Origin of the sequence: Streptomyces sp. NPDC052301 (assembly GCF_044593395.1) — a bacterium.
GTDB lineage: Bacteria > Actinomycetota > Actinomycetes > Streptomycetales > Streptomycetaceae > Streptomyces.
On record NZ_JBIUBE010000003.1, the window covers coordinates 211800 to 224492 of the forward strand.

The window sequence follows — 12693 nt, forward strand, 5'->3', positions numbered from 1 at the left end:
CTCTCCGATCATGCTCTCGGGCGGACGGCGGGTGCAGCGGGCCCCGCTCCAGGGGGACATGCCGTGCGGCAGTCAGCCGCCGAGGCCGGCACCACGACGCTGACCCCCGAGCACGGCGACGTCTACGTCGAGCCGGCACTGACACCGCTTGCCGCCCGCGAGGCCAACCGGTCCGCGCTCACCGCGCTGCTCGCCACGGCGGGCGTCGGCCACTTCGCCGTCCGCGGCACCTCCGACCACGGCACGGTCGTCGCCGTGGCAGAGGAGGACCGGGACCGTGTGCTCGCCGTGGTGTTCCGCGGGATGGGCCAGTTCCCCGGCCACCTCAGCGTGATCGACCCGGACGCGCCCCGGCCGGCCAAGCCCGTCTCCTCCCGTGATCCCAGGGCCTGGCGTGACGTCGCCGACGCGCGTGTCCTGCAGATCAGCTGGTACCGGACCGACCCGGACCGGCACCTGCTCCTCGGGCACGAGTACGGCTGCGCCATCGAGTTCTGGCAGCGGCAGGGCACGTACCTGCTCGCGCCCCGCGCCAACCGTGCCACCTGGGCCGTCGCCGCCGACGGCGGGAACGTCCTCGGCTCCGCCAGGCTGTTCAGCCGGTTCGTCTCGGACTGGACCCCGCGGCACCTCGCGCCCGCGCTGCCCACGCGTCCCGAGTTCCTGGTGAACTGCGCGGACGACATCGCCTTCCCCGTCGACGCCGTCTACACCTGGGTCGACGGCAACGACCCCGCCTGGCAGCAGCGCAAGGCGCAGGCGAAGGGCGAGGTCTACCACGCGGAGTCCGCGAGCGACGCCCGTTTCATCAGCCGTGACGAACTGCGCTACTCGGTGCGCTCGCTGCACCTGTTCGCGCCGTGGATCCGCACGATCCACATCGTCACCGACGACCAGGTCCCGGCCTGGCTGCGCGAGGACGTGCCCGGCATCCGGATCGCCACCCACCGCGAGATCTTCCGCGACCGGTCGGTGCTGCCCGTGTTCAACTCGCACGCGATCGAGTCGCAGCTGCACCACATCGAGGGTCTGGCCGAGCACTTCCTGTACTTCAACGACGACATGTTCATCGGCCGGCCGGTGGCTCCGCACGCCTTCTTCACGCCGAGCGGCACGGCCCGCTACTTCCCCTCGCGCAACCGCATCCCGCAGGGCCCGGTCATGGAGACGGACACCCCGGTCGACGCGGCGTGCAAGAACAACCGCGCCCTGCTGCTGGAACGTTTCGGCAAGGTGATCACCCAGCCGATGGAGCACATTCCGTACGCGCTGCGCCGCTCGGCGATGGACGAGGCCGAGCGGGACTTCCCGCAGGCCTGGGCGCGTACGGCGGCCAGCCGGTTCCGGGCGATGACCGACCTGTCGCCGACCTCGTCCTTCGCGCTCTACTACGCGGCGCTGACCGGCCGGGCCCAACCGGGCTCGATGCCCTTCACCTACCTCCAACTGGCGGTGCCGGACCTGGCGGACCGGCTGCAGCGGCTGCTCGACGGCCGGGACCAGGACTCCTTCTGCCTCAACGACGCCTTCTCGACACCGGAGGACATCGAGGCGCAACAGGAGCTGCTGGACGGCTTCCTCACGTCCTACTTCCCCACCCCCAGTCCGTACGAGCGATGAAAAGGAGTTCATGACGTGCCGGACCCGACGTCCATGAGCTCCGCGGCCAACGTCTACAAACGCCTCGTCCCGCAGCCGGTGCGCTCCGCCGCCTCGACCACGGTGCCCGCCGGCGTGCGGCGCAAGGTCAAGCGGCAGCTCGCCCGGACCCTGAGCCGCCGTGAGGCACGGCTGCACCGCAGGGCACTGCGCCGGGTGCGCAGGGCGCAGCTCGGTCACTCCGAGCGCCGCACCCACGCGCCCGACGGCAGGGTCGGACATGTGCACACCGGCCTCACCGTCGACCTGGCCCGCCGGCTCGACCACGACCTGGTCACCCAGGCCCTGGACACCGCCGACATCCCCTGGTTCGCCGTCCCGGGTCTCGACGACCGCCGGATCTGCCTGGCCGTGGACCAGCAGGACAAGGGCGCGGTCCGCCGGGTCCTGCGCGCGCTGCTGGAGGAGCACACCGGCTACGTCGTCTCCGTCTCACCCGCCAAGAACGACACCGGGGACCTGCCCGGCAGCCATGTGAAGGCGTGGAAGCACTACGGCAAGTCCCGGGTCATCCGTCTGGTCTGGCTGCGCACCGAGCCCACCGAGAACCTCTGGGTCGGCGAGGAGCAGGGCATCGAGATCGAGTTCTGGACCGCCAACACCGACCTGCCCGCCGAGCGGCTGATCGGCCCGCGCCCCAACCGGGTCCAGCGCGCGGTGCCCAGCGACGCGCCCGGCGTCGAGATCGGACTCGATCGGCTGTCCGGCTACTGCGACATCGACGGCGACATGGAGCCGACGATCACCCTGGAGAGCTTCGACGTACCCCGGCTCGAGGAGATCACCTTCCCGGTGGACGCGGTCCTGCTGTGGCAGCACCCCACCGCGTGGGGGGAGGAGCTGCTGCGGGCCGGGCTGCGCTCCCTGCACCAGTACGCCCCCTGGGTGGACGCCGTCCATGTGGTCGCGGAGGCGGAGCCGCCGGCCTGGCTGGCGGCCGACGACCGGCTCACCGTGGTGCGGGCCCGGCCGGGATCCGAGTGGTACCTGCACCAACTGCCCGACCTCGCCGAGCAGTTCCTGCTGCTGCGGCCCGGAGCCCTGTTCGGCCGGCCGGTCCGTGCCTTCGACTACTTCACCCCGAACGGCGCGACCCGCCCCCGGCGCGGCCCCTGGAACGCCCAGGAGTCCTTCGCGCCGTGGACCCGCACCGCGTACGCGGCCACCGGTCGCGTCGCAGCCCACGGGTACGCGCACGGCCCGCAGCCGCACCGCGCCGAGACCCTGGCCCGGCTCATGGAGTCCGGTGGCGCACCGCTGCCCCTCGACGACGTCCAGCGGCTGACCGGTGTACCCGGCACGCATCCGCTGGACGGTGTGGTCCACCACGTCGGGCACACCGCCGGCCTCGCCGACCCCTCCGGCGAGGCCTCGGTGGCGCTGCACGCGGCACTGCCCGGCATCGGCAACCACCTGGAACGCCTTCTGGTCCGCCGCGACACCCAGCAGATCCAGCTCTTCGGTCTCGGTACCGAGGAGGCGCGGGAGCGCGGCGGCACCAAGGCCGCCGTGCGGTTCCTGCACCGATACTTCCCCGTCCCGAGCCCCCTGGAGCGGGACCACCACGACGACGAGGCGGGCATCCGGCCGTGAGCATGGGCAACCCCGAGGCATCCGCCGCGGTCGGGGCGTACCGCACCCTGGTCCCCGCGGGCCTCAGACGCCGCATCGCACGCCGGGTCCCGGCGCGGCTGCGCATGGCGCTGAAGCAGCTGCTGCGCCGGCTGCACACCGTCACCCTGGGCGCCCGCCTGTTCCGCGGCGCCCGGGCCCGCCGCCGCTGGCCGCACCTGTTCCGGGCAGGCGAAGGGCTCGCCGCGCTCGCCGGGCACGGCGCCCGGATCGCCCTCGTCCGGCCGACCGTGTCACCGCTCGGCCTGCGCGAGGCCAACCTGGAACTCGTCGTCACCGCCCTGGAGGAGGCCGGTGTCGACTACTTCGCGGTGCGCGGTGCCTCCGACTTCCGCTCCTGTCTGGCCGTCGCCGAGGCCGACCGCGACCGGGTCGGCCGGGTGCTGGCCCGCTGCGCCGAGCGCAGCCCCGTCTACCTGCGAGCCTGCCACGGCGAGAGCGCGCAGGGCGGCACCGTGCTGGCCGGCTCGCGCGGCGGCCGGCGCCTGGCCGGCCAGGCGAGCGTCGTGCGGGTCGGCATGGTGTGGAGCGACCCGGCGGGCTCCCTGGTCCTGGGCCTGGAGCACGGCTGCGACGTGGAGTTCTGGCAGCACGAGGACGGACGCCTGGTCGCGCCCCGCCCCAACCGCGTCACCGACGACGTCGCCCTCGACGAACCCCGGGTGACCGTCCCGGTCAGCCGGCTCACCGGCTTCGCCGCCCTGCACACCCGGCGCACCCGCTCGGTGCGCACCATCCGGCCCTGCGCGGACGCCCTGCCCGAGGACGTGCGCTTCCCGGTGGACGTCGTCTACACCTGGGTCGACGGCAGCGATCCCGCGTGGCAGCGGCGGCGCGGCGGCTACGGCGAGGGCGGTTACCACACCGAGTCCGCCAACCCCGCCCGCTACATCAGCCGTGACGAGCTGCGCTATTCCCTGCGCGCGCTGGAGCAGAACGCCCCCTGGGTGCGCCACGTCTATCTGGTGACCGACCATCAGCGTCCGTCCTGGCTCAACGACGGCCACCCGCGCCTCACCGTGGTCGACCACTCGGAGATCTTCGACGACCCGTCCGCGCTGCCCACCTTCAACTCGCACGCCATCGAGAGTCGCCTGCACCACATCAAAGGCCTGTCCGAGCACTTCCTGTACTTCAACGACGACATGTTCCTGGGCAGCCCCGTCACCCCGCAGGACTTCTTCCTGTCCAACGGCATGACGCGCACCTTCTTCTCCCCGTCACAGGTGCCCCGGTGGGACCTCAGCCCCGTGGACCGCCCGGTCGACGCGGCCGGCAAGAACAACCGGCGCCTGCTCCAGGAGCACTTCGGCAGCGCCATCGTGCAGAAGCTGCGGCACGCACCCTACGCGCTGCGGCGCAGCGTGCTGCACGAGATCGAGCGCGAGTTCGCCGAGGAGCACCGCAACACCTCGCGCAGCAGGTTCCGCAGCGCCGGCGACATCTCCATCCCGTCCTCGCTCTACCACTACTACGCCTACTTCACCGGCCGCGCCGTGCCCTCGAACATCACCTTCGCCTACCTCGACCTCGCCAAGCCGGAGATCCAGCGCCGGCTCGGCATCCTGCTGGCCCGCCGCGACCGGCAGGCGTTCTGCATCAACGACACCCTGTCCGACGGCCATGACGTCGAGCGGCAGACACAGATGCTGAACACGTTCCTGCGCAGCTACTACCCGGTGCCGAGTCCCTTCGAGTGCAAGGAGGGCGAGGTCCGGTGAAGATCTCCTTCCTGATCAACAACATCTACGGCATCGGCGGCACCAACCGCACCGTCATCAACCTCGCCGAGGCGCTCTGCGTCCGGCACGACGTGGAGATCGTCTCGGTCTTCCGGCGGACCACCGCCACCAAGTTCGAGATCTCCCCGCGCGTCACCGTCCGCGCCCTCGTCGACCTGCGCCCCGGCTCCGCCGACCGCGGCGCCGCGGGCAGTGACGAACCCAGCGAAGTGGTGCCGCGCCAGGAGGAGTTCTTCGCGCAGTACAGCAGGTTCACCGACGGGCGCATCATCCGCGAACTGCAGAGGACCTCCGCCGACGTGGTGGTCGGCACCCGGCCCAGCCTCAACCTCTTCGTCGCCGCCCACACCCGCGACGGCGCCCTGCGCGTCGCCCAGGAGCACATGACGCACCTGGCCATCCCACCGGCGGTGCGCGCGGAGATGGCCCGGGTCTACCCGCGGCTCGACGCGATCACGACGGTCACCGGGGCGGACGCCCGCTCGTTCACGGAGCACACCCCGATCCCCGGCATCCCCGTGGTCGGCATCCCCAACAGCGTGCCCGAGCCGTCCGTCGAGCCCTCCGACTGCTCGCGCAAGGTCGTCGTCAGCGCGGGCCGCATGCACCACATCAAGCGGTACGACCTGCTGATCCGCGCCTTCGCCCAGCTGGCCGAGGAGTTCCCCGACTGGCAGCTGCGCATCTACGGCGACGGCGGCGAGGCCGGCAAGCTGCGGGGCCTGGTCACCGAACTCGGCCTGACCGGGCGGGCCCTGCTCATGGGCGGCTTCTCGCCGATCGAGTCCGAGTGGGCCAAGGGCTCCGTCGCGGCCGTCACCTCCAGCGCCGAGTCGTTCGGCATGACGCTGGTCGAAGCGATGCGCTGCGGCCTGCCGGTGGTCTCCACCGACTGTCCCGTCGGCCCCCGGGAGATCCTGACCGACGGCGAGGACGGCTTCCTCGTGCCCAACGGCGAGGTCGAGGGGATCGCCTGGGGCCTGCGCCGCCTCATGGCCGACGAACCGCTGCGTCGCACCATGGGCGCCGCGGCCCTGCGCAACGCGGCCCGCTACGATCCGGCCGCCGTGGCCGACCGCTACCTCGAGCTGTTCGAGGACGCCGCCCGCCGCCGCGCCGCCGCCGAGCGCGGCTACCGAGCCCCCGCCGGCCCGCGCAAGGCGGGAGCCGACCGGCTCACCGTGCCCCCGGCCGCGCTCGGCGCGGCCACCGTGGACGTCACCGCCGCCGACGCCGGCTGCCTGCACTTCTGTGCCGACGGGCCCGCCGAGGGCCGCCGCCGCTGGCAGTTCGTGCTGCGCCACCAGCCCGCCGACGGCGACCGCCGCCCCGACGTCCCGCTGCGCACCTCCCGTTCCGGCCTGGACAACGGCGGAACCCGCTACACCGCCGTCCTCACCCCGACGGCCCTCGACGACCTCGGCGACGGACGCTGGCAGGTGACCATGAGCGCCCCCAAGTCCTCGCCCGTGCACATGAAGGCCGGCGTCCGCGACACCCGAGCCCTCATCGACGCCCGCGCCCGCCTCGTCGCCCGCCCCCCGGCCGCCTCGATCGCCTGGAACCTGCCCTACGCACAGCCGAACGGCCGGCTGATGCTGCGCACGGTGCTGCGCGAGGAACACGTGGAGTGCACCGGCGTCGAGGCGGGCGACGGCATGATCACGCTGCGCGGGGTGCTGTCCGGGGGGCGCCGGATCGAGCCGGGCGCCCTGTTCGTCGTCAGCCGCCGCGGCCGGCACGGGCGGAACTTCTCCGTGCCCGTCCAGATCCTCGGCCGCCAGTCGTTCCGTGCCGAGGCACCGCTGCGCCAGGTCGTCGACCACCGCCTCGAACGCTGGGAGGACTGGGACTGGTGGCTGCAGCCCGACCCGTTCGACCGCCGCAAGGTGCGCGTCTGCCATCTGCTGGAGGACTTCCCCGACGTCAAGGGGGCCTACGTCTACCCCTCGGTCCCGCTGGTGGGCGACGAGGCCTCCCCGTACGCCGTGGTCCACCCGGCCCGTCCGGTGTGGGTGCGGCCCTACTGCTCGGCGTCGGGCGCCATGGCGATGAACGTGGTGGACCGATGAGGCGCACCACCCCGGCGACCTGTGCGGACGCGACGCCCGAGGAGGCCCGATGACCACGTCCACCCGTTCGATCCTGCACATCGTCGCCCACCAGGACGACGACCTGTACTTCATGAACCCCGACCTGGCGCGTTCCCTGCAGGACGGCGACCGGATCACGACCGTGATCCTCACCGCGGGGGAGGGCGACGGCGTCAACGTCGACACCGGCGAACCCCAACGCCGTGCCGCTCCTCCCGACTTCGCCCGCTACAGCACCGAGCGCGGCTGCGGGCTGCGCTCCGCGTACGCCCGGATGGCCACCGGGAACCGTGACCACCCCTGGCAGCGCGAACCCGTGGACCTGGTCCCGGGGTTCGCCGCGGAGCGGTTCACCCTGGCCGGGCGGGACTCCGTGTGCCTGTACTTCCTGCAGCTGCACATGGGCGCCCCCACCGAGCGCGGCACCCGCACCCGGCTCCACGACCTGTGGGAGGGCGCCCTGCGCACCCAGGCCACGCTCCCGGTGCACGGCTGCACCGTCGGCGAGGTCCAGCACATCACCCGCGAACAGGTGATCGCCGCACTGACCGCCCTCCTGGGCCATGTCCGGCCCACCGCGGTGCGCACCCTGGACCCCGACCCGGAACACGACGGCGGCCAGAGCGAGTTCGTCTGCTCCGACCACGTCGACCACACCACCACGGCACAGTTCGCGCTGGCCGCCCTCACCCGGCACCGGAAGGCCGGTCACAACCCGGTCGTCGAGCACTACCGCGCCTACGCCAACCGCTTCTGGGGCCACAACCTCGACTCGACGGCGATCACGGAGAAGGCCGAGTACCTCGCGACGTACAGCGGTCTGGACGCCCCGGCCGTCTGCCCGCACGGCACCTGCCAGACCTGCGGCGACCGGCAACTGGGGCCGAACCCGTTCCGCAGCACCCACATGAACAGCGTCGCCTACCGCTACTCGCCCACCACCGACTGGCTGCGCCTGGGGCCGGGCGGGCGGCTCAACGCCTTCGGGGTACTGGCCGGCCGGCTCGCGTTCTGGACGGAGACCGCCCCGGCCGGCGGCGAGTGGAAGGGCCCCTTCGTCCTCGGCGACGGCTGGATCGCCCCGACCCTCGCCGTCACCGGGCTGCCCGGAGGTCCGGCCGAACTCGTGGGCCTGCGCCGCCAGAACATCGTCGGCAGCGGGGTGACCGTGGACGTCGTACACACGGTCCAGGACCTCGGGGGCAACGGCTTCAGCGGATGGCAGTCCCTGGAGAACCCCGACTGGGCGCACGGTGACGGACGCCGGCAGCGGGAGGCGGGTGTGCCGTCCGCCGCGGTCGACGCGGCCGGCCGGCTGTACGTCTTCGTCCGCAACTTCGACCAGGGCATCAGCCTGCGCCGGCGCGACACCGACGGCAGCTGGGGGCCCTGGGAGAACCTCGGCGGCCGCTACGTCCAGGACGCGGGCACCGCCCTGACCACCGCCCACGGCACCGTGGAGCTGTACGTGCCCGGCAAGAACTCGGTCTGGCGCTGGCACCAGGCCGAACCCGGCGGGCCCTTCCTCCTGGACGAGACGCTGCAGACGGGCCGACCGGCGACCGGCGGGATCACCGCCGTCGACTCGGGTGACGGCCGTACCTGCCTGTACTTCCGGGAGGCCGGCACCCAGCAGGTCATGGCGTACCGCCAGCACGCCGACGGCCGCTGGCCGGGATCCGGCGCCGGGCTCGGCGGCCACGGCGGCACGGGCGCGGTCGCCGCGCTGTGGGCGCCCGAACGCGGCGCCCGCGAGGCCTTCCTGGCCCACCGCGGCAGCCGCGGGCGACTCGTCGTCTCCCTGCCCGATCGGGACAAGAACGTCTCCGGCACCCACTGGCACGAGTCGGGCGGGATGTTCGCCCACGCCCCGGCGATGGCGTACGACGCGGCAGGCGCCGTGGCCGTCGCGGTCATCGGTACGGACGGGCAACTGCACGTCCGCCGCCAGCTCGCGCCGGCGGTGGGCAGCCCGCTGGGGCCCTGGCGCTGAGACGGCAGAGGGCCTCCGCCCGCAGGCGGAGGCCCTCTCTCACATCCGTACGACCGTTACGCCGGAACCGACGCCACGCCAGGAGCCAGGAACTTCTTGCCGTTCACGCGCTCCGAGACACCCTCGCGGTCCAGGTACGGCGTGATGCCGCCCAGGTGGAAGGGCCAGCCGGCGCCCGTGATCAGGCACAGGTCGATGTCCTGGGCCTCGGCGACGACACCCTCGTCGAGCATCAGACCGATCTCCTGGGCCACCGCGTCGAGGACACGTGTCCGGACCTGCTCCTCGGTCAGGACGACGTCGCCCTGCTCGAGCAGCGCCGCGACCTCGGGGTCCAGCTCCGGCTTGCCGCTGTCGTAGACGTAGAAACCGCGCTTGCCCGCCTTGACGACGGCCGCGAGGTTCGGGGAGACCGTGAAGCGGTCCGGGAAGGCCCGGTTGAGGGTCTCCGAGACGTGCAGGCCGATCGCCGGGCCGACCAGCTCCAGCAGCACCAGCGGGGACATCGGCAGACCGAGCGGCTCGATCGCCTTCTCGGCGACCTCGACCGGGGTGCCCTCGTCGATGACGTTCTGGATCTCGCCCATGAAGCGGGTCAGGATGCGGTTCACGACGAACGCCGGGGCGTCCTTGGTGAGGACCGCGGTCTTCTTCAGCTTCTTGGCCACGGCGAACGCGGTGGCCAGCGAGGCGTCGTCCGTCTTCTCACCGCGGACGATCTCCAGCAGCGGCAGGATCGCGACCGGGTTGAAGAAGTGGAAGCCGACGACCCGCTCGGGGTGCTTCAGCTTCGACGCCATCTCCGACACCGACAGCGAGGAGGTGTTGGTCGCGAGGATCGCGTGCGCCGGGGCGACGGCCTCGACCTCCGCGAACACCTGCTGCTTGACACCGATCTCCTCGAAGACGGCCTCGATGACGAAGTCCGCGTCCGCGAAGCCCTCGGCCTTGTCCAGGACACCGCTCACCAGCGCCTTGAGGCGGTTGGCCTTGTCCTGGTTGATGCGGCCCTTGCCGAGCAGCTTGTCGATCTCGGCGTGGACGTAACCCACACCCTTGTCGACCCGCTCCTGGTCGATGTCGGTCAGCACGACCGGCACCTCGAGGCGGCGCAGGAAGAGCAGGGCGAGCTGGCTGGCCATCAGACCGGCGCCGACGACGCCGACCTTGGTGACCGGGCGCGCCAGGTTCTTGTCCGGGGCGCCGGCCGGGCGCTTGCCGCGCTTCTGCACCAGGTTGAACGCGTAGATGCCGGCGCGCAGTTCGCCGCCCATGATCAGGTCGGCGAGGGCCTGGTCCTCGGCGTCGTACCCCTGCTGCAGGTCGCCGTTCTTGGCGGCGGCGATGATGTCGAGGGCGCGGTAGGCGGCCGGGGCCGCGCCGTGCACCTTGGAGTCCGCGATGAAGCGGCCCTTGGCGACGGCCTGGTCCCAGCCCTCGCCGCGGTCGATCACCGGGCGCTCGACCTCGATGTCGCCCTTGAGGACGTTCGCCGTCCAGACGAGCGACTGCTCCAGGAAGTCGGCGCCCTCGAAGATGGCGTCGGCGATGCCGAGGTCGAAGACCTGCCGGCCCTTGAGCTGCTTGTTCTGGTTGAGGCTGTTCTCGATGATGACCGAGACGGCCTTGTCGGCGCCGATCAGGTTCGGCAGCAGCACGCAGCCACCCCAGCCCGGGACCAGGCCCAGGAAGACCTCGGGGAGGGAGAACGCCGGGATCGCCTCGGAGACGGTCCGGTAGGAGCAGTGCAGGCCGACCTCGACGCCGCCGCCCATGGCCGCGCCGTTGTAGTACGCGAAGGTCGGGACCGCGAGGCCCGCGAGGCGCTTGAAGACCTCGTGGCCGCCCTTGCCGATGGCGAGCGCGTCCTCGTGCTTCTTCAGCAGCTCGACGCCCTTGAGGTCGGCCCCGACCGCGAAGATGAACGGCTTGCCGGTGATGCCGACGCCGACGATGTCACCGGCCGCGGCCTCCGCCTCGACCTGGTCGATCGCGGTGTTGAGGTTCGCCAGCGAGGCCGGACCGAAGGTGGTCGGCTTGGTGTGGTCGAAGCCGTTGTCCAGCGTGATGAGCGCGAAGCGCCCGGCGCCGAACGGCAGGTCGAGGTGGCGTACGTGCGCGGACGTCACGACCTCGTCCGGGAACAGCTCGGCCGCGCCCTTCAGAAGCTCTGCGGTGGTGCTCACTTGTCCCCCTCGAAGTGCGGGTTCTCCCAGATGACCGTCGCGCCCATGCCGAAGCCGACGCACATGGTGGTCAGGCCGTAGCGGACGTGCGGCTGCTCCTCGAACTGGCGGGCCAGCTGCGTCATCAGACGGACGCCGGAGGAGGCCAGCGGGTGACCGAAGGCGATGGCGCCGCCGTACTGGTTGACGCGCTCGTCGTCGTCCGCGATGCCGTAGTGGTCGAGGAGGGCGAGGACCTGGACGGCGAAGGCCTCGTTGATCTCGAACAGGCCGATGTCGGAGATGGACAGGCCCGCCTTGGCGAGGGCCTTCTCCGTCGCCGGGATCGGGCCGTAGCCCATGACCTCCGGCTCGACGCCCGCGAAGGCGTAGGAGACCAGGCGCATCTTGACCGGCAGGCCGTTCTCGCGGGCGAAGTCCTCGCTCGCGATGATCGACGCGGTGGCGCCGTCGTTCAGACCGGCCGCGTTGCCTGCGGTGACCCGGCCGTGCACACGGAACGGCGTCTTCAGGCCGGAGAGGTTCTCCAGGGTGGTCCCCGGGCGCATCGGCTCGTCGGCCGTGACCAGGCCCCAGCCGGTCTCGCCGGCCTCGGGGTTGGTGCGGCGCACCGAGATCGGCACCAGGTCCTGCTGGATCTTGCCGTCGGCGTACGCCTTGGCGGCCTTCTCCTGCGAGCGCACCGCGTACTCGTCCGCGCGCAGCTTGGTGATCTGCGGGTAGCGGTCGTGCAGGTTCTCCGCGGTCATGCCCATGAACAGGGCGGACTCGTCGACCAGCTTCTCGGAGACGAAACGCGGGTTCGGGTCCACGCCCTCGCCCATCGGGTGCCGGCCCATGTGCTCGACGCCACCGGCGATGACGGCGTCGTAGGCACCGAAGGCGATCGAACCGGCGGTGGTCGTCACGGCGGTCAGGGCGCCGGCGCACATGCGGTCGATGGAGTAGCCGGGGACGGACTGCGGCAGGCCCGCGAGGATGCCCGCCGTGCGGCCCAGGGTCAGACCCTGGTCACCGATCTGCGTGGTGGCCGCGATGGCGACCTCGTCGATCTTCTTCGGGTCCAGACCGGGGTTGCGGCGCAGCAGCTCCCGGATCGCCTTCACGACGAGGTCGTCGGCGCGGGTCTCGTGGTAGATGCCCTTCGGGCCCGCCTTGCCGAACGGGGTGCGGACGCCGTCGACGAAGACGACGTCCCTGACGGTACGAGGCACGATGGCTCTCCTCCAGGGTGCGGGATGGCACAGCTGCGACGCGCAAGCGCTGAGCGCGCGCTCAGGCCCATGCTACTTATGAGTAACGTAGCTGCACAGTCCTGCCCGGGGGAGCGGCGAACATCACACCGGCGGAGCCGCGTCCCGCCCGGGGTATGGCTTGATCCGGAGGGC

Annotated in this window: 7 protein-coding genes; 5 read left to right on the top strand and 2 right to left on the bottom strand. The window is 72.0% G+C overall.

The genetic code is table 11. The features are described 5' to 3' along the window. The first annotated feature begins 63 nt into the window (after positions 1 to 63). The 5 genes from ACIHEJ_RS08235 to ACIHEJ_RS08255 are packed head-to-tail and all read left to right on the top strand — an operon-like array spanning position 64 to position 9119. Positions 64 to 1620 carry a stealth family protein gene (locus ACIHEJ_RS08235; protein ID WP_400133153.1) on the top strand — a complete coding sequence of 519 codons (1557 nt, stop codon included), beginning with the start codon at positions 64 to 66 and terminating at the stop codon, positions 1618 to 1620. Positions 1621 to 1635: 15 nt separating this feature from the next. Beyond that, positions 1636 to 3252 (top strand): sugar phosphotransferase, encoded by a 1617-nt coding sequence (locus ACIHEJ_RS08240; RefSeq protein ID WP_400133155.1) that lies wholly within the window; start codon positions 1636 to 1638, stop codon positions 3250 to 3252. Then, positions 3249 to 5012, top strand: coding sequence for a stealth conserved region 3 domain-containing protein (locus ACIHEJ_RS08245; RefSeq protein WP_400133157.1), 1764 nt, complete (start codon positions 3249 to 3251; stop codon positions 5010 to 5012). Before ACIHEJ_RS08240 ends, ACIHEJ_RS08245 begins: the two co-directional genes overlap by 4 nt. Next, on the top strand, positions 5009 to 7105 hold the full coding sequence (locus ACIHEJ_RS08250; RefSeq protein ID WP_400133159.1) for a glycosyltransferase family 4 protein: 2097 nt from the start codon (positions 5009 to 5011) through the stop codon (positions 7103 to 7105). Before ACIHEJ_RS08245 ends, ACIHEJ_RS08250 begins: the two co-directional genes overlap by 4 nt. 49 nt (positions 7106 to 7154) lie before the next feature. Further along, positions 7155 to 9119 (top strand): hypothetical protein, encoded by a 1965-nt coding sequence (locus ACIHEJ_RS08255; protein ID WP_400133160.1) that lies wholly within the window; start codon positions 7155 to 7157, stop codon positions 9117 to 9119. A 56-nt stretch (positions 9120 to 9175) separates the two neighbouring features. Here ACIHEJ_RS08255 and ACIHEJ_RS08260 read toward each other — a convergent pair whose 3' ends face one another. Both ACIHEJ_RS08260 and ACIHEJ_RS08265 read right to left on the bottom strand, forming a co-directional pair. Then, entirely contained in the window at positions 9176 to 11305 is a 2130-nt protein-coding gene (locus ACIHEJ_RS08260) for a 3-hydroxyacyl-CoA dehydrogenase NAD-binding domain-containing protein (protein WP_400133162.1), read from the bottom strand. Then, positions 11302 to 12519 (bottom strand): thiolase family protein, encoded by a 1218-nt coding sequence (locus tag ACIHEJ_RS08265; protein ID WP_400133164.1) that lies wholly within the window; start codon positions 12517 to 12519, stop codon positions 11302 to 11304. Before ACIHEJ_RS08265 ends, ACIHEJ_RS08260 begins: the two co-directional genes overlap by 4 nt. Positions 12520 to 12693: the final 174 nt, after the last annotated feature.